This window comes from Streptococcus parasanguinis (assembly GCF_047463195.1).
In the GTDB taxonomy this organism is placed as follows: Bacteria; Bacillota; Bacilli; order Lactobacillales; family Streptococcaceae; genus Streptococcus; species Streptococcus parasanguinis_R.
In genome coordinates this window covers 1-21,322 of the sequence record NZ_JASHEI010000015.1, presented here as the reverse complement: position 1 = coordinate 21,322, position 21,322 = coordinate 1, and the positions used below count along the sequence as shown (strand labels likewise).

The following is a 21,322-nucleotide window of genomic DNA, read 5'->3' as shown; positions in this document are numbered from 1 at the left end:
TTGTAAACTATATTGACTATTACAACAACAAACGAATTAAGGTAAAACTAAAAGGACTTAGTCCTGTGCAATACAGGACTAAATCCTTAACTTAAATTATTTGTCTAACTTTTTGGGGTCAGTACAATCGTTTCAAGCCTTGTTTTTATTTTTAAAGACAAAGAGTTTACTAAAGACATAATTGAGGACTACAATGGCCACTTGTGCAAAGAGGGTTTCGATTAGATTGATCTGGCTCTTGTTATTGTGGACGAATTGACCGATAATTCCTGGGAACTGCTTGACAAAAATCTCAGTCAAGGCCATGTCCAGTATAAAGGTCCCAGATCGCGCAATTGCAAATCGGATCAAGCGCTGAAACCAGCCCTTTCTTTCTTGTTTAAAGACAATGGTATCATTGGTTGCAAAGGCAAAGAGGATCCCGGCAATGTTTCCAATTGCGGTCGCTAATCGTTCATCACGAGACACTTGATAGATGAAGAGGCGGGTTCCAACGGAAACAATGGTTGTGGCAACCCCAAAAAAGAGATAGGATAAAATCTCATTATCAAAAAATTTTTTAATTAGTGTTTTCATAAATTCAGTCTACCATAAAACCTTAAAATATGCTATACTTGAAAGGTTGAAGAAATCAAACCTTCAACCCTTGGTGCTTAAGATCCTTTCGCCAAGCATATTACACGCGGAAAAACCGCTAAAGGAGAATAAATGAAACAGTTAACTGCTCGTGATATGGCACAAATTGCCATTGTTGCTGCGATTTATATCGTATTGACCATTACCCCACCTCTCAACGCTATGGCCTACTATGGCTATCAATTCCGTGTTTCGGAAATGATGAATTTCTTAGCTTTTTACAATAAGAAGTACTTGATTGCGGTGACGCTTGGTTGTATGATTGCTAACTTATTTAGTTTTGGATGGATCGATGTCTTTGTCGGTGGAGGTTCAACCTTTGTCTTCTTAGGACTTGGACTCATTCTATTTGGTCGATTCAAAAACAAGTTCTTGTTTGACGGTCTTATTCGCTTGGACCATTTCTTGTTTGCGATTTTCTTTTCCATCTCCATGTTTACGATTGCCTTGGAACTATACTACCTTCAAGGCCAACCATTCTTCTATAACTGGTTGACTATGGGATTGGGTGAATTCGCATCCTTGATTTTTGGAGCGATTGTGATCAATCAACTTTCTAAACGGATCGATTTTACAAAATAAGAAAAGGGAGCTTTGGCTCCTTTTTTTAATGCTAAGAATGCAGTAAATTCAAGGCTAAATTAAGATTTTATGATAAAATAAGAACATGAAAACCAGAATGAAAGAATTAGTGGAATTACTCAATCGATATGCTTACGAGTATTACACAAAAGACGCTCCATCTGTTTCAGATAGTGAATATGATCAATTATATCGGGAGTTGGTGGAACTAGAAACCGCTCATCCTGATGAGATCTTACCAGAGAGTCCAACTCACCGTGTAGGTGGGGTGGTTTTAAAAGGTTTTACCAAATACCAGCACCAGTATCCCCTTTATAGTTTGCAGGATGCTTTTTCGCGTGAAGAATTAGAAGCCTTTGATCAGCGTGTCCGTAAGGAATTTCCTTCTATCAGCTATGTATGTGAGCTGAAAATCGATGGCTTGTCCATTTCCCTCACCTATGAAAATGGTGTCCTTGTAACAGGAGCGACACGTGGGGATGGTTCTGTCGGTGAGGATATTACAGAGAACCTCAAGCGGGTCAAGGATATTCCTTTGGTGTTACCAGAGCCAGTGAACATTACAGTTCGAGGCGAGTGCTACATGCCACGGGCTTCCTTTGATCGGGTCAATCAGATCCGTCAAGAAAACGGCGAGCCGGAGTTTGCTAATCCACGGAATGCTGCTGCAGGAACGCTTCGCCAATTGGATACGAAAATCGTGGCCAAGCGAAATCTCGCAACCTTCTTGTATCAAGAAGTGAGTCCGACGGATCAAAGCAGTCAGGAAGGCGTGCTTCAGAAATTAGCCCGCTTAGGGTTTGTCGTGAACCAAGAGCGAGTGCTGGCTGAGGATATGGAGCAAATTTGGGACTTCATCCAAAAAGTAGCTCAGCTTCGAGAGGATCTTCCCTACGATATCGATGGGATCGTCATCAAGGTCAATGATCTAGCTGTTCAAGAAGAACTAGGCTTTACCGTAAAAGCTCCTAAATGGGCTGTCGCCTATAAGTTTCCAGCTGAAGAAAAAGAAGCGAAAATCTTATCAGTGGATTGGACCGTTGGACGAACCGGTGTTGTGACGCCAACTGCCAATTTAACTCCAGTCCAGCTAGCCGGAACCACTGTTAGCAGGGCAACCTTGCACAATGTGGACTATATTGCTGAAAAGGATATTCATCAGGATGATACCGTCATCGTCTACAAGGCGGGTGATATCATTCCTGCGGTCTTGCGTGTTGTCAAAGATAAGCGAGTCTCTGATCAAGCATTAGCCGTTCCAACTCATTGTCCGAGCTGCCAGAGTGAGTTGCTTCATTTTGAGGATGAGGTAGCCCTTCGCTGTATCAATCCGCTCTGTCCAGCACAGATTAAGGAAGGATTGAACCACTTTGCCAGTCGGGATGCTATGAATATCACTGGCTTGGGTCCAGCTGTTGTGGAGAAACTCTTCGCAGCTCAGTTGGTAGAGGATGTAGCTGGGATCTATCGTCTTACAGTCGATGATCTATTGACCTTGGAAGGCTTTAAAGAAAAATCTGCTGAAAAACTCTATGAAGCCATTCAAGCTTCAAAAGAGAATTCAGCTGAGAAATTACTCTTTGGTTTGGGGATCCGCCATGTCGGTAGCAAGGTTAGTCAAATCTTGCTCCAAGAATTCCATGACCTCGATCAATTGGCTACAACTGATCCAGAACGAATTGCCAGCATTGACAGTCTCGGTATGGTCGTGGCTGAAAGCCTCAAGCGTTATTTCGCGCAAGAAGGATCCAAGCGCCTATTGCAAGAGCTTAAAGAAGCTGGCGTCAATCTGGCTTATCTTGGTGAGAAAGTCGCTGCTGATGCAGCCCTATCAGGAATGACAGTCGTTTTGACTGGGAAGCTAGAACGCCTCACACGTTCAGAAGCCAAGGCAAAATTAGAAAGTCTAGGAGCTAAGGTAACTGGTTCTGTTTCTAAAAAAACAGATTTGGTCGTAGCAGGTAGTGACGCTGGTAGCAAATTAACCAAAGCACAAGAATTAGGAATCCAGGTAGAAGATGAGGCCTGGCTTGAAAGTTTATAGAGGATCTTTATGGTAGAACGAATCAAAAAAGCCCGTTTAATTTATAATCCGACCTCTGGGCAAGAAATTATCAAGAAAAATATTGCGGAAGTCTTAGACGTATTGGAAGACGTGGGCTATGAAACCAGCGCCTATCAAACGACTCCAGAACCATTTTCTGCCCAAAATGAAGCAGAAAGAGCCGCTAAAGCCGGTTTTGATTTAATCATTGCCGCTGGTGGAGATGGTACGATTAACGAAGTGGTCAATGGGGTTGCAGGACTTGAACATCGTCCGCAGATGGCCTTCATCCCGACCGGTACCACCAATGACTATGCGCGTGCCTTGAAGATCCCGATGGGCGATCCTGTGGCGGCTGCTCGCATTATTGAAAAAAATCAAACCATTCAGATGGATATTGGTCGTGCCTATGGTAGTAAGTATTTCATCAATATTGCTGCAGCAGGAACCATGACAGAATTGACCTTCAGTGTTCCAAGTAGTGTTAAATCTCGCTTGGGTTACTTTGCCTATGTGGCAGAAGCTGCTAAAATGTTGCCACGAAACAAGGCTCGAAAGGTGCGGATTGAGCACGACAATGGTGTCTTTGAAGGGCCAGCGTCTATGATTTTTGTAGCCTTGACCAACTCGATTGCTGGTTTTGAAAGTGTCGCGCCAGATGCTAAGCTTGATGATGGGAACTTTACCTTGATTATCGTAAAAACTGCTAAGCTCTTTAACATGTTGTCCCTGATGATTCAGGCCATTAATGGAGGCAAGCATGTGCACGATGAAAATGTAGAATATCTCAAGACCAAGAAGTTGACGATCGAAATGCTAGGGAAAAATGCTCAACCATTCCGCATCAATCTAGATGGGGAATACGGGGGAGATACGCCGGTTGAATTGGAAGTCTTCCATAATCACTTGGAATTCTTTGCAAATATTGATGAAATCAACAACGATGCTTTGGTTCACCCATCTGAAGAGTAAAAACAATAGTTGGAGTCATGTACGTGTTTTACAAGCGGATGGTTCCTTCGGTATTAAATTGGAAATAGGAAAATGTTATGCGACAATACCATGTAAAGCTTCATTTTCATAAGCAAAAAGGAAATTATTTTGCCTATGATATGTGGCAGTGGCAGGATCAAGTAGAAGGAAAATCAGTCTCTTTCTCCAAGTTGGATTATTTTGGAGTAGAGGGAAATCTGGTATACGAGAGTGAGGATACCTTGAACCGGGGCCATGTCCTGGTTAAAGAAGGGGATTGGCTCACTAAGACCCGGGACTTTGAAATCGAACTTTTACCAGAAGGGCATGTTCGAGAAGTGTGGATTCTTGATGGAGACGATACAGTCTATTATTCTTTGCAAGCTGCTTTGACGAGTCATGCATACAGCCATCGTCAGCCTCATGCCTATGATATGGCGATGCACCCTAGAGAGTTTGATGCTAAATGGGCGTATCAAGGCTGGCTCGGTCATCGGGAGGAAGAAGGGGAGCATTGCTTTAAACTATGGGCACCAACGGCTAAGAAAGTTGAATTGTTGCTTTATCAATCAACTGAGCTGGATGCACCTGTTTGGAAGAGTATTCCGATGACGCGTGGCAAACAAGAGTCTAGCTACCACCCAGAAAATACCCATGGTGTTTGGATTTTAGATTTTCTAGGAAATTTAAGTGGCATGGCCTATCAATATCGTGTGCATTTTGAACACCATACTCAAGTAACGCGCGATCCTTATAGTATTGCAACGACAGCGGACGGGATGCGCTCTGCCATTCTTTCAAGAGCAGATCGTCAGTTTGATTGGGGTCCTAAAAAAGGAGCCGATGCGACTCCTTGGCGTTTGGACAATCCTTGTCAAGCAGTGATTTATGAGATGCACCTTCGGGATTTGACCAAGTCACCGACATCAGGTGTAGACGAAGTCCTGCGTGGAACCTATCTGGGGGCTTGCCAAGAAGGAACCGTCAATAGCCATGGCGATGCAACTGCCTTTGATTATATCCGTCAGTTAGGGGTCAATGTCGTGCAACTGCAGCCGATTTCTGATCGCTTTAAACAGTACGACGATGAAGGCCAGGTGACCTACAATTGGGGCTACGACGTTCAGAATTATTCTGCACCAGAAACTAGCTTTTCAACGGATCCATCCAATCCGAAACAAACCATGAAAGAGCTCAAAACCATGATCCGGGCTTATCATGAGGCAGGAATTTCTGTGGTCTTGGATGTGGTCTACAATCATATCTATTCGACCGAACATGGTCCTTTCCAAAATACAGTGCCCGATTATTATTACCGGATGGAGCCAGATGGTCGCTTCCAAAATGGAACAGGTGTTGGGAATGAAACGGCTAGTGAGCATGAAATGTACCGCAAGTACATGATTGATTCCCTCACGCATTGGGTCAAAGAGTACCAGATCGATGGCTTCCGCTTTGATTTGATGGGGATTCACGATGTAAGGACAATGAATGCTATTCGGGAGGCAATGGACGCTCTGGATCCTCGGATTCTTCTTTACGGAGAAGGTTGGGACATGGGAACAGGTCTCGCCCCAGAGGACAAGGCTAAGAAGGACAATGCAGCGCAATTGCCAAGAATTGGATTCTTTAATGATACGGAGCGCGATGCCATTAAAGGGGCTGAGGTTTATGGTTCCATCAAACGTGGCTTTGTCAGCCGAAAATCGACGGAGAATATCGTTGCCCGTGCTGTTCTAGGTAGTGCAGAGCTTGGCAATTATTTAAGTCCCAATCAGGTCTTGAATTATGTGGAGGCTCATGATAATTATAATCTCTATGACTTGCTTCAGACCCTTCATCCGAATGTAGAAGTAGCAGGATTGGTCAAGCGCTCAGAGTTGGCTACGGCCATGAATCTGCTCTTTCAGGGCATGGCCTTCATGCAATTGGGTCAAGAGTTTATGCGGACCAAATTGGTAGCGACAGGTCCTGATGGAGAAATCACACCTTTGGATCGTGAACGGGCCATGAATTCCTACAATGCTCCAGATTTTGTGAATCAGGTCAACTGGGATCTGGTCAGTCAGAACAAGGAATCAATTGCCTATATCCGAAGCTTGATCGCCTTGAAGACAAGTCTTCCTGTCTTAGGGCTTGAAAGCTATGATAAAATCTACCAACAAGTCTTTATTCAATCTGCAACTGATACCAGTGGCCTTGTCATCTATGAATTAACAGGAGACAAGAAGTACTTGGTCATCTTCAACGCCAGCGGACTTCCTTACTACCTCCAAAATTCAAATAAATTGAAATTGATGGTTGGGAATAGTCGTCATAAACGACCATTCTACGTGGAGAATTTAACAGCTTCTGTTTTTGAAGTCCTAGACTAAGTTCTTTTTAAAGAAATCATAAAATCCCTGAGTTTTTAAACTCAGGGATTCTTTTTATTTAGAAGAACTGCTACTGGTCTCTGTTGAGGAAGAACTATCGTCTTCTGGGTGCAATTCTTTATAAGTTGGTGCTTTGAAGAGATCAACGGTGGACTGGTTGCCACGTTGGTTATAAAGGCTGGTTGATTTGTCACCTTTTTCCTTTTCAATCTTCTTCAATGCCTTGAAGGAATTGGTGTAGGAATAATCTTCTGGATTGACTTTTCCAAGATCATTGCCCTTGAAGAAGCGAAGGAGGTCACCGGTCTGGATGCTATCGCTAATCTTCAATTGAAGGTTAGCAGCTTCCCTGATCTTGTCCAGTTCTTCCTTGGTTTTTTCATCAGGATTAGTGATTTCCTCACCTGTTTTTGTGTAATAGGTCCGGCCACTATAGCTCGTATACTCAGGAGTTACAAAGTAGTTAGCGGAGCGGAAGGCTACGATTTGATCATGTTCTGGTGAGAGCATATCTTGACCAACTTGGAGAAATTTGTTGGACTCAATGCCCAGCAAATGTTCTAAGGTTGGGAGCATATCGATCTCACCACCATAGGTATCAATGATGCCACCCTTATCCATACCTGGAACGACTACCATATAAGGTACGCGTTGCAACATGGCATTGTCATAGCTTGACCACGTTTCAGAGTTCTTACCAAGTAGAGGAGCAAGAGCTGGGTTACGAGAGTTTGAAATTCCGTAGTGGTCCCCATAGAGAACGATGATGGAATTTTTGTAAAGACCAGATTCTTTCAGGTAATCAAAGAAGGCTTTGATCGAAGAATCTAGGTAGTTAGCGGTCGCAAAATAGCCATTGATGGTTTCGTCTTGTGTCTTAGCAAGAGGGAAGCCAAGATCATCTCCTGACAAGCTAGTCGTATAAGGGTAGTGGTTGGAAACCGTAATGAACTTCGTATAGAAAGGCTGTTGCAATCTCTCGAGGTATTTGATGGAATCTTTGAGCATGTATTTGTCATTGAGACCATACTGGAAGGAGTTGCTGCTGTTTTGTTTGGTGAAGTAGCTGGCATCAAAGAAGTAATTGTAGCCCCATTGTTTATAGGCAGTATTTCGGTTCCAGAAACTTCCAGCATTCCCGTGGAAAACAGCGCTAGAGTTGTAACCATTTTTCGAAAGAATAAATGGTGCGGCCTGTTGGGTATTGGTTCCACCATAGTTCACCATAAAGGAACCTTGGTTGAGTCCAAAGAGCCCAGTTTCAATCATGGTCTCAGCATCAGACGTTTTCCCTGCCTTGACTTGGTTAAAGACATTCGAAAAGGCAAAGGTTTCCTTCGAATGATAGAGGGAATTTAAGAAAGGCGTCACTTCATATTCTTTATCGTCTACTTTCAACTTGTAATCGATCAAGAATTGTTGGAAACTTTCCAAGTGAATGTAGATGACATTACGGCCTTTGGCCATTCCGAAGTATTCAGGATTAGCTTTGGCATAATGCTGTTGGATATATTCTTCAACCGGTTTTAGATCTGCCTCAGATGCTTTGGAACGCTCTTTGTTTGCAACATAAGTTTGATTAGCGCTGTATCCTAGAAAAGCAGGAAGACCCAAGGCACGAACAACATAGTAGTTTGAGAACCCACGAGTCAGGAGCTCAGGTCGGTCAATTTCTGCGAGGAAAAGGTTGGCCGAAAAGAGCATGGCCGATAAAGAGGTAACCGCAAAACTAGCTCGTTTATTGAAGGGACGATTGTCCATTCGAATCCATTTCTTAAAGAAGAAGAAAGCTAGAATAGGGAAATCTAGAATGTAGATCACATCCCAAGGGCGGAACAATTCTAAAGCAGCAGCTCCGAGGCCAGCAGAAACCTTGCTGGAAGCCAACATGGTATTGACCGTTACGAAGTCTGTAAATTCTCGATAATAGATGGAGTTAGAAATCAACCAAATAAATAAGAGAAGGTAGATCCCAAAGGCCAAACTATAAAAGAGCTTGGTTCGTTTGATATAGAGTGCTAGACCGATGAAGAGCAAACTGATCGGCAGTGGGTTGATCACTGCTAGAAAAATCTGATAGGGTCCTTGAATGTCTAAATTAAAATCAACTGAATAGGCCCACATGGTTTTGAACCAGTAGAGCAACAGAAGGGTCAAGACAAATCCTAGTCTGGTACTCATGAAATTGAGTATCGAATTCGTAATTTTTTTCACAAAATGTTACTTCCTTGTCTTATTTCCTAAAAATTTTCATATACAAGTATACCACAATTTTATGTAGAAAGAAAAAAATGACTGTAAAGGAGAGGAAAGAAATAGGAAAGATCCGGCATTTTATATCATTTGAAGCTAAATGATGAGAACTAGGATAAAATGGTAAAAAAAGTTCCAGTAAATAAAGCCTCTCTTTGTGAAAACTGCAGACTTTTGCTATAATAGAGGGTATGAAAAAACTCACGGTCAGTCGCCAAGTCGCAACAAAAATTAAACAAGGACAATCTCTTCTTGAAAAGCAAGATTTTGACTCACTTCCCGCTTTTGATCAAGCGGTTCAATTGCTTTCAGGAGATGGACAATCCCTCGGGGTCGGATACTTATCTGAACAAAATAAAGGGATTGGATGGTTTGTTTCACAAGAGTTGGTCGCTTTTGATCAAGACTTTTTTAAAAAGCTTTTCGTCAAAGCTAAGCAATACCGTCGTTCTTATTATGCGGATGAAACGACGACAGCCTTTCGTCTCTTTAACCAAGAGGGAGATGGTTTTGGTGGTTTCACGGTTGACTTATATGGTGAGTTTGTTGTCTTTTCTTGGTACAATCCCTTCGTATTTCAGATCAAGGAAACCATTCTAGAGGCTTTTCAAGAAGCTTTTCCAGAAGTCCGAGGCGGCTATGAAAAGATTCGCTTTAAAGGCTTGGACTATGAATCGGCTCATGTCTATGGAGAAGAAGCTCCGCAAGAATTTTTGATTCTTGAGAATGGGGTCTCTTACCAAGTCTTTCTCAATGATGGCTTGATGACGGGGATCTTTTTGGACCAGCATGAAGTCCGAGGAAGTTTAGTTGAGGGGCTTGCTGCTGGTAAGTCCTTGCTCAATATGTTCTCTTATACAGCTGCTTTTTCTGTTGCAGCTGCCATGGGTGGAGCAGTTGAGACAACATCGGTCGATCTGGCTAAGAGAAGTAGAGAATTATCAGAAGCGCATTTTGTGGCAAATGGCTTGGCGCTGGATGCTCATCGTTTTGTCGTGATGGATGTCTTTGACTATTACAAATATGCCAAACGCCATGACCTAAGCTATGATGTGATCGTGCTCGATCCGCCTAGCTTTGCGCGGAATAAAAAACGGACATTTTCAGTCGCTAAAGATTATCATCGATTGGTCAGCGAGGCTCTTGAGATTTTAAATCCAGGTGGGACCTTGATTCTCAGTACCAATGCGGCAAATGTGACCAAAGATAAATTTAAAAAACAAATCGAAAAGGGATTTCAAGGCCGTAAGCATCGCTATCTAGCGGAATACGGACTTCCGGGAGATTTTCGATGGAACAAGAAAGAAGAAAGTAGTAATTACTTAAAAGTATTTACGATTAGGGTGGATGTATGAAGTTAGTTGTTTCGATTATGCCTCGCTCCTTAGAAGAGGCGCAACAACTAGATAGTTCGCGTTACGAGGATGCAGATGTTATTGAGTGGCGTGCGGACTTTTTAGAAAAAAGCGAGATCTTAACCGTCGCTCCTGCAGTTTTTGAGAAATTTGCTGGACGCGAGATTTTATTCACCTTGCGGACTCGAGCTGAAGGTGGAGAGATGGAGCTGACCAACGAGGAATATGTTGGAATCCTGAAAGATATTCAATCCATCTATCATCCGGATTATATCGATTTCGAGTATTATAGTCACCGTGAAGTCTTTGAAGAGATGTTGGAATTTTCAAATCTTGTTCTCAGCTACCATAACTTCCAAGAAACTCCGGAAAATATGATGGAGATCTTATCGGAATTGACCAGCTTTTCTCCAAAATTAGTCAAAGTATCTGTCATGGCCCACAATGAACAAGATGTTCTTGACTTGATGAATTATACGCGTGGTTTCAAGACACTGAACCCTGAGCAAGAATATGTAACGATTTCCATGGGCAAAGTCGGGAAGATTTCGCGCTTGACAGCTGATTTGACAGGTTCTTCCTGGTCTTATGCTAGAGTCGGAGATGAAAGTGCCCCAGGTCAAATTCCTCTTGAAAATATGAGAAGAATTCGGGAGTTATTGAATGAAGATTGACGGATATACTCGGATGGCAGCGGTCATTGCCCATCCCATTCGTCATAGTATCTCTCCTTTCATTCATAATCTAGCCTATGAATTAACAGCGACCAATGCTGCTTATCTAGCTTGGGATATTGCTGAAGAAGACTTAGAAAGCACCATCAGCCAAATTCGTAAGTTGGATATGATTGGAGCCAATATCTCCATGCCCTATAAGCAGAAGGTCTTTCCTTATCTAGATGAAGTGGATGAGATGGCCCTAAAGATCGGCTCTGTCAATACCATTGTTCACCGTGCTGGCAAGCTTAAAGGTTATAATACGGATGGAATTGGTTTCTTTCGTAGTTTACCTCCTGCTTTCTCTATTAAGGGAAAAACAATGGTTCTCCTAGGTGCAGGTGGTGCAGCTTTAGCGATTATTGCACAGGCCATTCATCTAGGTGTGAAACGTATCCTTGTCTTTGTGAGAGAGGAGAGATTGGTTCATTATCGTTCCAAGGTTCAGTTGCTAGAAGATGCCTTTGATTTCTTGATAGAATTGTATGCGATTGAGAAAAATGAAGACGTTCAAAGCTCCTTTAATCAAGCCGATCTCATCTTAAATGCCACTGGTGTAGGCATGGATGGTCATTCTCTTCCGATAGCGAGTTACTTGACCTTTCCCCTACATGCCTTAATCGTAGAGATGGCCTACTATCCGGCAGTGACCCCCTTTCTGCAATTAGCAGTGAATCAAGGAAACCAGAGGGTAAATGGGCTGGGAATGCTCTTTTATCAAGCTGAAGCAGCCTTTGAATTAATGACTGGGAAAGTATTTCCTACAGAGTCTGTATGGGAAGCATTGACAACAGAATATCGCCAATTTGTATGTGACTAAGAGAGGGGTTTACCTTTTCCTATTGAAAAAGCTTTATGAGATTAGAACAAGACCTGATTTTTTAAAAAACAGTCTTGCTCTAGTCTCTTTTTTATTTTGATTGAGACATGTGCCCTATTTCATGATAAGATAGAATCAAAGAAAAACGTGAAGGAGATTCCTATGAACGTATCGGTACCTATTCCAGGACATTCCTATGATATTGTGATTGAAAGAGGTGTTCTCAACCAGGTTGGAGACTGGTTGCGCACTCTTTGGGGCGATAAAAAAGTCGCCATTATTTCCGATAACCGCGTGGCTAAGCTATATGCCTCTATCGTAGAGAAGAGCCTTGAGAAAGCTGGTTTTCAAGTGGTGCGCTTTGAGTTTCTTCAAGGGGAAGCCAGTAAGAATCTAACCACTGTTTCAAAAGTTTATGACTTTCTAGCTACCCAGGGCATGACGCGCAGTGATGGAATCGTTGCTCTTGGGGGTGGCGTAGTTGGTGATTTGGCTGGTTTTGCTGCCTCGACCTATATGCGGGGAATTTCCTTTGTTCAGATCCCGACTAGCTTGACCGCTCAGGTGGATTCTTCTATCGGGGGAAAGACGGGAGTCAACACAACACTTGCTAAAAACATGGTAGGGACCTTTGCTCAACCAGATGGTGTGTTTATTGATCCTGAAGTGTTGAGCACGTTGGGGCAACGTGAATTGATCGAGGGGATGGGCGAAGTCATCAAGTACGGTCTCATCCAAGATACTGAACTTTGGGAAGAATTGGAAGGCATGGATGGTTCTGTGGAGAGTATTTTAGAGCATGCAGAGAGCATCATTTCTCATTCTTGCCTGGTGAAGCGAGACCATGTGGTGGCAGATGAGTTGGACAATGGTATTCGACTGTATCTCAATTTTGGTCATACCATCGGGCATGCCATTGAAGCGACAGCTGGTTATGGACAGGTTATGCATGGGGAAGCCGTTAGTATGGGCATGGTGCAGCTCTCCCAAGTTGCAGAAGAAAAGGGCCTGATGCCAAAGGGAATCGCTCAAAAAATCGAAGAAATGTGCCGGAAATTTGGCCTTCCGGTGACCTATGAGAACTGGGATAAAGAAGCCCTTTATCAAGCCTTGACTCATGACAAAAAAGCGCGTGGGACCAGCTTGAAATTGGTGATTGTTCCAGAGTTGGGGCAAGCAGCGATTCATCAAATCCCTCTTCAAGAAATGAAGGACTTTTTAGAAAGAAAGGAATAAGGTCGTATGAGATATTTAACAGCAGGAGAGTCCCATGGACCTCGACTAACAGCCATCATCGAGGGGGTTCCGGCAGGCCTTCCTTTATCTGAAGAGGATATTAATAAAGAGCTCAAACGTCGACAAGGTGGCTATGGTCGCGGTGCTCGGATGAAAATCGAGAGTGACCGTGTCGAGATCACATCAGGGGTCCGTCATGGCTTGACCATGGGAGGCCCGATTACTCTGAACGTGACCAATCTGGATCACCAAAAATGGCTGGAGATCATGAATGTAGCACCGGTCGAAGAGAAAAAGAAAAATCTACGTAAGATCACCAAGCCACGTCCTGGTCATGCCGACCTAGTCGGAGGGATGAAATACCGTTTTGATGATCTCCGTAACTCCTTAGAGCGTTCTTCTGCTCGTGAGACGACCATGCGTGTAGCCGTTGGTGCAGTTGCTAAACGGATTTTAGAAGAAATCGGCGTTGAAGTGGCCAGCCACATTGTTAATTTTGGGGGAATCGAGATTGCAATTCCCGAGAATCTAACCGTTTCAGAAATCAAGGAAAAGGCAGCGAAGTCGGAAGTTTCGATCGTTGTGCCAGAACAAGAAGAAGCTGTTAAGGCCTACATTGACCAAGTGAAAAAAGATGGTGATACCATCGGGGGAATTGTGGAAACCTTGGTTGGCGGTGTGCCTGTTGGACTAGGATCCTATGTGCAATGGGACAAGAAATTGGATGCCAAAATCGCTCAAGGGGTGGTCTCTATCAATGCCTTTAAGGGAGTGGAGTTTGGCCTTGGTTTTGACGCAGGTCGCCTAAAAGGTAGTCAAGTCATGGATGAAATCATCTGGTCTCAGGACACTGGCTATACCCGTCGCACCAATAATCTTGGTGGTTTTGAAGGGGGCATGACCAATGGTGAGCCCATTCTGGTTCGTGGTGTCATGAAGCCTATTCCGACCCTCTACAAACCCTTGATGAGTGTGGATATTGAAACTCATGAGCCATATAAGGCAACGGTTGAGCGCAGCGACCCAACGGCTCTACCAGCTGCAGGTGTGGTAATGGAAGCAGTGGTCGCAACAGTCCTTGCTACAGAAGTGCTTGAAAAATTCTCTTCCGATAACTTGGAAGAATTGAAAGAAGCCGTTGCCAAGCACCGGGATTTTACGAAGAATTTTTAAGAGAAAGAGTTTTCCTTTGGAGAAGAAAGTTGTTTATATTGCAGGCTTGGGCTTGATTGGGGCATCCCTCGCGCTAGGGATAAAGAGAGCCCACCCAAACGTGACGATTCTTGGTTATAATCGTAGTGAAGTCTCTCGAACCATCGCTCTTGAAAGAGGAATGGTGGATCAGGTGACGGATGATTTCGCAGCCTTTGCCCCTTTAGCAGATATCATTATTTTGGCCCTTCCCATCAAGCAAACCAAGTCTTACTTAGAAACCTTAGCTAGCTTGCATTTGAAAGACCGGGTACTGGTGACAGATGCAGGCTCTACCAAGGCAGAAATTGTCGCACAAGCTGAAAAAGTGTTTACAGATAAGGATGTACGCTTTGTGGGAGGCCACCCCATGGCTGGTAGTCATAAGACAGGTGCTGCAGCAGCAGATGCCACCTTATTTGAGAATGCTTATTATATTTTTACCCCTTCCAGCTTGACGACAGGGGGTGCCATGGAAGAGTTGAAAGAGCTTCTGAGTGGATTGGGATCTCGATTTATTGAAATCGACGCCGAGGAACACGATCGGGTGACTTCCCAGATCAGCCATTTTCCTCATATTTTAGCCTCGACTCTGGTCGAGCAGGCTGTAGCTTATGGGGAAGAGCATGAAATGACCCGTCGTTTTGCGGCTGGTGGCTTTCGGGATATGACACGGATTGCGGAAAGTGAGCCAGGCATGTGGACCTCTATTCTCATGTCCAACCCTCAAGCGATATTAGAGCGGATTGCAGATTTCAAAGATCGTTTGGATCAAGTGGCTGAGACCATTCAAGCAGATAACGAAGAGGCCATTTGGTCATTTTTCCAAAAAGGGCGGAAGCACCGAAAAGAAATGCAAATCCATCAGCGTGCTGGACGCGATAGTGCCTATGATCTCTTTATCGATGTCCCCGATAAGGAAGGTGTGATCCTCGAAATCTTACAACTCTTACAAGGGATTTCCTTGGTCAATATTCACATCAATGAAGAAAATCGGGAGGATATCCACGGGATTTTGCAGATGACCTTTAAAAATGCAGAGGATCAGGAGCGAGCTCAAACATTGATCAGCCAGGCGACGTCTTATACTGTCCTTGCTCGCTAGGTCTAAAGAAGGATTTGCGTCAAAATACCTGCTTCATTTTAGGAATATTGAAGGAAAAGCAGTATAATAGAAGTATCTTATCAGTAAAGGAGCCTAGAAAATGGCAAATATTTATGATGTAGCAAACGAACTCTCTCGGACCCTGCGAGACCTTCCTGAATATAAGGCTGTCGTAGAAAGCAAGCAAGCGATCGAAGCAAATCCAGAAGCGAAAACGCTGTTTGACGAATACGTCGCTTTCCAAAATCAACTGCAAGGCTTGATGCAATCCGGTCAACTTCCAACAGAAGCTGTGCAACAAGAAATGAAGGACTATATGGAAAAAATCCAAGCAAGTCCGATTGTGAATGAATTTTTCACTAAACAACAGCAATTGTCTATTTATCTTGCAGATCTTGAAAAGATCATCTTTGAGCCGATTCAAGATTTATACAAATAAGAACCACTACCAGAGTTGTCATTTCGACTCTGGTATTTTCGTTCGCCACTAGAAGAAAAGAGGCTCAAAAAAAGCTAGGAAACATTCGTTTTTTGTTCCAAATTTTTGATCAAAAATTGAATTCATGTCCTATTTATGATAGAATATGTGGAAAAGCACTCTGGAGATGGCAATGAAATTAAGAACCAATAGCAAGGGTCTAAAGGGAACCATTCGAGTCCCTGGTGACAAATCCATCAGTCACCGATCCATTATTTTTGGAAGTCTTGCAAAGGGCGAAACCAAGGTCTATGATATCTTGCGAGGCGAAGATGTGCTTTCTACCATCCAGGTGTTTCGAGACTTGGGAGTTTCTATCCAAGATGATGGGGATGTGATTCGGATTCAAGGAGTAGGCTTTCAAGGTCTTCAAGCTCCGACGGTTCCCCTTGATATGGGCAATTCAGGAACGTCTATTCGTTTGATCTCAGGTGTACTAGCAGGTCAGGATTTTGCAGTGACCATGGTTGGAGACGACAGCCTTTCCAAACGGCCCATGGATCGTGTCGCGATTCCACTGCGTCAGATGGGGGTAGAGATTGCTGGTCAGGGAGAGCGCGATTGCCCGCCTTTACATGAAAAAGGCACCCATCAGCTTCAACCCATTCATTACCGTTTGCCAGTGGCATCGGCTCAAGTCAAGTCAGCTCTCATTTTTGCTGCTCTACAGGCTGAGGGCGAATCGAGGATTATCGAGAAAGAAAAGACGCGTGACCATACGGAGGATATGATTCGCCAATTTGGCGGAGAAATCCAGGTAGACGGAAAAACCATCTGCATCCAAGGTGGACAAGAGTTCCAAGGTCAAGAAGTCATCGTTCCTGGAGATATTTCCAGTGCAGCCTTTTGGTTAGTGGCTGGCCTCATTCTGCCAGATAGTGTGATCAAGATTGAAAATGTTGGCATCAACCAAACGCGGACAGGGATTCTCGATGTGATACAAGAAATGGGGGGAGATCTCACCATTGAGGATCGCGATGAAAAAGCGGTCTCTGCAAGTCTCACTGTTAAGACTTCGTCCTTAAAAGGGATTCGGATTGATGGGGAGTTGATTCCACGCTTGATTGATGAATTGCCGATTATTGCTTTACTAGCGACACAGGCAAATGGTCAGACCGTGATTGCGGATGCTGAGGAGCTTCGTGTGAAAGAAACGGATCGCATCCAGGTCGTAGCAGATAGCCTCAATGCCATGGGAGCCACTGTCGTGCCAACGGAAGACGGCATGGTCATCACTGGACCGACACCTCTACATGGAGCTGATTTAGAGACCTTTGGAGACCACCGAATTGGGATGATGGCTGCCATTGCTGCCTTATTGGTGAGTGAAGGAAATGTGATGCTGGATCGGGCAGAGGCCATTAACACCAGTTACCCTAGTTTTTTTGAAGATTTGGAGACCTTACTGCATGGCTAAAATTTTACTTGGTTTTATGGGAACAGGTAAAACGACCGTTGGTCGCATTCTTGATCCAAAGTTCCATGATATGGATGAATTAATTGTTGAAGAGATCGGTATGTCAATCAATGACTATTTCGCAGTGGAAGGAGAAGCTGCCTTTCGTCGTCGCGAGGCTGAAATGCTGGAGCGTTTATTGGAAAATGAAGCAGCCATTATTTCTCCTGGAGGTGGGATTGTCGTCAACCCTCATAACCGCGCGCTCTTGGAAAAAAATCCTCACAACATTTATCTGCGGGTAGATTTTGAAACCTTGTACAGACGAATTCAAAATGACAAAGCCATGCAACGCCCCCTCTTTTTAAACAACACAAAAGAAGAATTTAAGAAGATTTTTGATGGTCGTTTGCCTTTGTATGAGGATATTGCTACCCATATTGTGGATGTCGAGGACAAAACACCTGAAGAAATTGCGGAGATCATTCGATGCTTGTAGGCTATCTTGGTCCCAAGGGATCTTTTACCCATGATGTGGCGATACATAGTTTTCCAACTTCTGAACGCATCGCCTATCGGACGATCACAGATGTCATTAAGGCTTATGAGAATCAAGAGATCGATTTTGCAGTCGTCCCAGTTGAAAACTCGATTGAAGGCAGTGTCCATGAGACCCTTGATTACCTCTTTCATCAAGGGACCATCCAGGCCGTTGCAGAAGTGGTCTATCCCATCAAGCAACAGCTCTTGGTGGCTAAAAAAGACCGCCCCATTCGAACGGTCTATTCGCATCCACAGGCCTTGGCCCAAGGGAAGGCTTTTCTAAGGGCCCATTATCCGGATGTGGCCATGGAAATGACGGCTTCAACAGCCTATGCGGCTCGTTATGTAGCAGAGCATCCGGACTTGGAAATTGCAGCGATTGCCCCTCTGGCAGCAGCCAGTGAGTATGGCTTGGAAGTCCAGGCCAAAGACATCCAAGAAATCGAGGACAATTATACACGCTTTTGGATTTTAGGGGCAACAGAGCCAGCGATCTCAGAAACTTTAAGTCCAGTCCTTCAAAAAGTTAGCTTGGCTTTGACCTTGCCAAGTAACTTAGCAGGAGCCCTCTATAAGGGCTTGTCTACTTTTGCGTGGCGGGGGATCAATCTGACCAAGATTGAAAGTCGCCCCCTAAAAACAGCTTTAGGAGAATACTTTTTCATTATTGACCTCCTAAACGAAGCGCCTGACCTTCTGCAATTTGCCTATCAAGAATTAGATAGTTTGGGCATTCAGACAAAAGTCTTGGGTCAGTATCAGGTCTATACCTTAAAAGATAACGGAATGGAGAAAAGATGAGTAACGAATCCAACTTTCTATCTCACCATGAGCGAAAGCGATTAGAGTACTTATACTCAAATTTTCATTATTTGAATGAACGAGAACAACTAGAATACAATTACCTGCTCAAGAAGAGCCAAGGAGCTTATGAAGAAGCAGAAGCCCTTCAACCTGAGGTAGAAGCTACAGAAGAAGTGCAAGGTGAGATTGCTGAACCAATTGGGGATCTCCCTGTTTACCAATCACGTAGCAAAAAGTCTAAGAAGAAAGCAGTTGCTGCGACGAGCGATACTCCTAAGAAACCACGGAAAAAGATTCGCGTCAAACGGATTCTCAAGTGGCTTGCTCTCTTTTTCTTGCTCATTATCGGTGGCATGGTCTTCATGTTTGTGAAAGGCCTCAACAGCAAGCCGACAGGTCCAGATGCCAAACCAGCTGTCGTTGAGAAATTTAACGGCAAGAAGTCGCGAGATGGGGTCAATATCCTGATCTTGGGGACAGATGGTCGGATCGGTGAGAAGTCAGATGAGACCCGGACAGACTCCATCATGGTGGTCAATGTCAATAACAAAGAAGGCAAGATCAAGATGGTCAGCTTCATGCGGGATACATTGGTCCATATCGATGGTGTTAGCCAGCAAAATATTCCAGAGTATGATGGCTACTACGACCAGAAGCTCAATACTGCCTTCACCATCGGGGAGCAAAATAACAACCAAGGAGCTGAATTGGTGCGTCAGATGCTCAAAGACAATTTTGACATTGACATCCAATATTACGCCATGGTCGATTTTAAGACCTTTGCGACAGCAATCGATACCCTCTTCCCAAATGGGGTCGAGATGAATGCGCAATTTTCAACGGTTGATGGCGAAAAGGTCAGTGAAGTAGAAGTACCAGATGATTTGAACATGAAAGACGGTGTCGTTCCGCAGCAAACCATCAAGGTTGGAAAACAACGGATGGATGGCCGGACCCTTCTCAATTACTCGCGTTTCCGTAAGGATGATGAAGGAGACTTTGGTCGGACCCGTCGCCAGCAAGAGGTCATGTCCGCTATCATGCATCAGATCAAGGATCCAACCAAACTCTTTACGGGATCAGAAGCCCTAGGGAAAGTCTTTGCTATGACGTCTACCAATGTTCCTTTCTCTTTCCTATTGACCAATGGACTTGGACTAGTCGGAAGTGCTGGAAAAGGAATTGAACGAGTGACCATCCCAGAAAATGGGGATTGGGTCGATTCCTACGATATGTACGGTGGCCAAGGCCTGCTGGTCGATTTTGACGCTTATAAAAAGAAATTGTACCAAATGGGACTGAGATGATATAATAAGGGGATGGGAGTTTTGGACTCCACCCCTTTTAATTTGTAGAAAGATAGAACACCATGTTAAAGAAAAATGAAATTGTAACCGTTGAGATTGTCGATTTGACACACGAAGGAGCAGGAGTGGCTAAGGTCGATGGCCTGGTCTTTTTTGTGGAGAATGCCCTGCCTGGAGAAGTCATCCGCATGCGTGTGCTCAAGGTCAACAAGAAGATCGGCTATGGAAAAGTAGAGGAGTACCTGGAAAAATCCCCTCACCGCAATGAAGAGCTAGACCTAGCCTATTTGCGAAGCGGTATTGCCGACTTGGGCCACCTAGCTTATCCTGAGCAGCTGAAATTCAAGGCCAAGCAGGTCAAGGATAGCCTCTACAAGATGGCAGGAATCTCTGATATCGAAGTACCCCTGACCTTGGGGATGGACCACCCTGTTCAATACCGCAACAAGGCCCAGGTCCCTGTTCGTCGTGTCAATGGTCAGGTGGAGACAGGCTTCTTTCGCAAGAACTCTCATGATTTGATGCCGATTGAAGACTTTTATATCCAAGATCCAGTCATTGATCAAGTGGTCTTGGCTCTTCGGGATTTGATTCGTCGGTTTGACCTCAAGCCTTATGATGAAAAGGAACAATCAGGCTTGATTCGCAATCTTGTGGTCCGCCGAGGCCATCATTCTGGACAAATCATGGTCATTTTGGTCACCACTCGTCCCAAGATTTTCCGTGTGGACCAGTTGATCGAGGAGCTGCTCAAGCAATTCCCAGCCATCAAATCTGTTATGCAGAATATCAATGACCAGAATACCAATGCCATTTTTGGGAAAGAATGGCGTACGCTTTATGGTCAAGACTATATTACGGATCAAATGTTGGGAAATGATTTCCAAATCTCTGGACCAGCCTTTTATCAGGTCAATACCGAAATGGCAGAGAAGCTCTATCAGACAGCCATTGACTTTGCAGAGTTAAGTAAAGATGATGTGGTCATTGATGCCTACTCCGGAATCGGGACCATTGGCTTGTCAGTTGCCAAGCATGTCAAGGAAGTTTATGGTGTTGAAGTCATCCCCGAAGCAGTAGAAAATAGCCAGAAGAATGCTAGTCTAAATGGCATCACCAATGCCCACTATGTCTGTGACACAGCTGAAAATGCTATGAAAAATTGGCTCAAGGAAGGCATCCAACCAACAGCCATCCTGGTCGACCCACCACGCAAGGGCTTGACCGAAAGCTTTATCAAAGCAAGTGCCCAAACAGGAGCTGACCGCATCGCCTATATCTCTTGTAATGTCGCGACCATGGCGCGTGATATCAAACTCTACCAAGAATTGGGCTATGAATTGAAGAAAGTACAGCCGGTGGATCTTTTTCCGCAAACGCATCATGTTGAGGCGGTAAGTTTGCTAGTCAAGGAGTAAAACGACGAAGATTAGCATTTACTTCCGCCCATGCGATAGCTGTCCGTGATTGACAAGTGCTAGCACGCAGACAGAACGGAGATAGCGAACC

19 protein-coding genes and 1 riboswitch are annotated in these 21,322 nt (G+C 44.2%); of the genes, 17 read left to right on the top strand and 2 right to left on the bottom strand.

The annotated features are described in order from the left end of the window. Window positions 1-95: IS3 family transposase (locus QM870_RS10080; protein WP_301362698.1), on the top strand; the 95-nt coding region annotated here is incomplete at its 5' end. 37 nt (window positions 96-132) lie between these two features. Here the strand turns inward: QM870_RS10080 and QM870_RS10075 are convergent. Beyond that, a complete protein-coding gene (locus QM870_RS10075) occupies window positions 133-576 on the bottom strand; it encodes a GtrA family protein (RefSeq protein WP_049497318.1) in 444 nt (147 codons plus the stop codon). 28 nt (window positions 577-604) lie between these two features. Beyond that, window positions 605-711, top strand: a riboswitch (PreQ1 riboswitch). On the opposite strand from QM870_RS10075, the gene QM870_RS10070 reads away from it, so the two are divergent. The 4 genes from QM870_RS10070 to pulA all read left to right on the top strand — a co-directional run bounded on the left by QM870_RS10070 (window position 709) and on the right by pulA (window position 6,609). After that, a complete protein-coding gene (locus tag QM870_RS10070) occupies window positions 709-1,218 on the top strand; it encodes a QueT transporter family protein (RefSeq protein ID WP_003006740.1) in 510 nt (169 codons plus the stop codon). (Overlaps the previous riboswitch by 3 nt.) A gap of 85 nt (window positions 1,219-1,303) precedes the next feature. Next, window positions 1,304-3,262, top strand: coding sequence for an NAD-dependent DNA ligase LigA (gene ligA / locus QM870_RS10065; RefSeq protein WP_414369482.1), 1,959 nt, complete (start codon window positions 1,304-1,306; stop codon window positions 3,260-3,262). Between the two features lie 9 nt (window positions 3,263-3,271). Further along, window positions 3,272-4,234, top strand: coding sequence for a diacylglycerol kinase family lipid kinase (locus tag QM870_RS10060; RefSeq protein ID WP_414369480.1), 963 nt, complete (start codon window positions 3,272-3,274; stop codon window positions 4,232-4,234). 77 nt (window positions 4,235-4,311) lie between these two features. Beyond that, window positions 4,312-6,609 (top strand): type I pullulanase, encoded by a 2,298-nt coding sequence (gene pulA / locus QM870_RS10055; RefSeq protein ID WP_414369479.1) that lies wholly within the window; start codon window positions 4,312-4,314, stop codon window positions 6,607-6,609. Window positions 6,610-6,663: 54 nt separating this feature from the next. Here pulA and QM870_RS10050 read toward each other — a convergent pair whose 3' ends face one another. Further along, complete coding sequence (locus QM870_RS10050; protein WP_195487120.1) at window positions 6,664-8,823, bottom strand: LTA synthase family protein; 2,160 nt, start codon at window positions 8,821-8,823, stop codon at window positions 6,664-6,666. A 230-nt stretch (window positions 8,824-9,053) separates the two neighbouring features. Here QM870_RS10050 and QM870_RS10045 point away from each other — a divergent pair, with 230 nt between their 5' ends. From QM870_RS10045 to rlmD, 12 genes are all read left to right on the top strand, one after another. After that, window positions 9,054-10,217, top strand: a complete 1,164-nt coding sequence (locus tag QM870_RS10045) for a class I SAM-dependent rRNA methyltransferase (protein WP_414369478.1) — start codon at window positions 9,054-9,056, stop codon at window positions 10,215-10,217. Continuing rightward, entirely contained in the window at window positions 10,214-10,891 is a 678-nt protein-coding gene (gene aroD, locus QM870_RS10040) for a type I 3-dehydroquinate dehydratase (protein WP_003014374.1), read from the top strand. Before QM870_RS10045 ends, aroD begins: the two co-directional genes overlap by 4 nt. Then, on the top strand, window positions 10,881-11,753 hold the full coding sequence (locus QM870_RS10035; RefSeq protein WP_414348071.1) for a shikimate dehydrogenase: 873 nt from the start codon (window positions 10,881-10,883) through the stop codon (window positions 11,751-11,753). The genes aroD and QM870_RS10035 overlap by 11 nt, the downstream gene beginning before the upstream one ends. Before the next feature lie 162 nt (window positions 11,754-11,915). After that, window positions 11,916-12,989 carry a 3-dehydroquinate synthase gene (aroB, locus tag QM870_RS10030; RefSeq protein ID WP_414369476.1) on the top strand — a complete coding sequence of 358 codons (1,074 nt, stop codon included), beginning with the start codon at window positions 11,916-11,918 and terminating at the stop codon, window positions 12,987-12,989. 6 nt (window positions 12,990-12,995) lie between these two features. Beyond that, the gene (aroC, locus tag QM870_RS10025; RefSeq protein WP_251457646.1) at window positions 12,996-14,162 is read left to right on the top strand and encodes a chorismate synthase; all 1,167 of its coding nucleotides are present in this window, start codon (window positions 12,996-12,998) and stop codon (window positions 14,160-14,162) included. A gap of 16 nt (window positions 14,163-14,178) precedes the next feature. Next, complete coding sequence (locus tag QM870_RS10020) at window positions 14,179-15,285, top strand: prephenate dehydrogenase (protein WP_414369474.1); 1,107 nt, start codon at window positions 14,179-14,181, stop codon at window positions 15,283-15,285. Between the two features lie 100 nt (window positions 15,286-15,385). Beyond that, complete coding sequence (locus tag QM870_RS10015; RefSeq protein ID WP_003014453.1) at window positions 15,386-15,724, top strand: YlbF/YmcA family competence regulator; 339 nt, start codon at window positions 15,386-15,388, stop codon at window positions 15,722-15,724. A gap of 172 nt (window positions 15,725-15,896) precedes the next feature. After that, the gene (aroA, locus tag QM870_RS10010) at window positions 15,897-17,180 is read left to right on the top strand and encodes a 3-phosphoshikimate 1-carboxyvinyltransferase (protein WP_371494500.1); all 1,284 of its coding nucleotides are present in this window, start codon (window positions 15,897-15,899) and stop codon (window positions 17,178-17,180) included. Further along, window positions 17,173-17,658: a shikimate kinase gene (locus QM870_RS10005; protein ID WP_287294315.1), complete on the top strand. Its 486-nt coding sequence runs from the start codon at window positions 17,173-17,175 to the stop codon at window positions 17,656-17,658. The genes aroA and QM870_RS10005 overlap by 8 nt, the downstream gene beginning before the upstream one ends. Further along, window positions 17,649-18,503 (top strand): prephenate dehydratase, encoded by an 855-nt coding sequence (pheA, locus tag QM870_RS10000; protein WP_414369472.1) that lies wholly within the window; start codon window positions 17,649-17,651, stop codon window positions 18,501-18,503. Before QM870_RS10005 ends, pheA begins: the two co-directional genes overlap by 10 nt. Further along, a complete protein-coding gene (locus QM870_RS09995; protein WP_414369471.1) occupies window positions 18,500-19,813 on the top strand; it encodes an LCP family glycopolymer transferase in 1,314 nt (437 codons plus the stop codon). Before pheA ends, QM870_RS09995 begins: the two co-directional genes overlap by 4 nt. Window positions 19,814-19,875: 62 nt before the next feature. Continuing rightward, a complete protein-coding gene (gene rlmD, locus QM870_RS09990) occupies window positions 19,876-21,231 on the top strand; it encodes a 23S rRNA (uracil(1939)-C(5))-methyltransferase RlmD (RefSeq protein WP_414369470.1) in 1,356 nt (451 codons plus the stop codon). Window positions 21,232-21,322: the final 91 nt, after the last annotated feature.

Coding starts and splice junctions, on each gene's coding strand:
- QM870_RS10075 (WP_049497318.1), bottom strand. CDS start 576: ATGAAAACACTAATTAAAAAATTTTTTGATAATGAGATTTTATCCTAT.
- QM870_RS10070 (WP_003006740.1), top strand. CDS start 709: ATGAAACAGTTAACTGCTCGTGATATGGCACAAATTGCCATTGTTGCT.
- ligA (WP_414369482.1), top strand. CDS start 1,304: ATGAAAACCAGAATGAAAGAATTAGTGGAATTACTCAATCGATATGCT.
- QM870_RS10060 (WP_414369480.1), top strand. CDS start 3,272: ATGGTAGAACGAATCAAAAAAGCCCGTTTAATTTATAATCCGACCTCT.
- pulA (WP_414369479.1), top strand. CDS start 4,312: ATGCGACAATACCATGTAAAGCTTCATTTTCATAAGCAAAAAGGAAAT.
- QM870_RS10045 (WP_414369478.1), top strand. CDS start 9,054: ATGAAAAAACTCACGGTCAGTCGCCAAGTCGCAACAAAAATTAAACAA.
- aroD (WP_003014374.1), top strand. CDS start 10,214: ATGAAGTTAGTTGTTTCGATTATGCCTCGCTCCTTAGAAGAGGCGCAA.
- QM870_RS10035 (WP_414348071.1), top strand. CDS start 10,881: ATGAAGATTGACGGATATACTCGGATGGCAGCGGTCATTGCCCATCCC.
- aroB (WP_414369476.1), top strand. CDS start 11,916: ATGAACGTATCGGTACCTATTCCAGGACATTCCTATGATATTGTGATT.
- aroC (WP_251457646.1), top strand. CDS start 12,996: ATGAGATATTTAACAGCAGGAGAGTCCCATGGACCTCGACTAACAGCC.
- QM870_RS10015 (WP_003014453.1), top strand. CDS start 15,386: ATGGCAAATATTTATGATGTAGCAAACGAACTCTCTCGGACCCTGCGA.
- aroA (WP_371494500.1), top strand. CDS start 15,897: ATGAAATTAAGAACCAATAGCAAGGGTCTAAAGGGAACCATTCGAGTC.
- QM870_RS10005 (WP_287294315.1), top strand. CDS start 17,173: ATGGCTAAAATTTTACTTGGTTTTATGGGAACAGGTAAAACGACCGTT.
- pheA (WP_414369472.1), top strand. CDS start 17,649: ATGCTTGTAGGCTATCTTGGTCCCAAGGGATCTTTTACCCATGATGTG.
- QM870_RS09995 (WP_414369471.1), top strand. CDS start 18,500: ATGAGTAACGAATCCAACTTTCTATCTCACCATGAGCGAAAGCGATTA.
- rlmD (WP_414369470.1), top strand. CDS start 19,876: ATGTTAAAGAAAAATGAAATTGTAACCGTTGAGATTGTCGATTTGACA.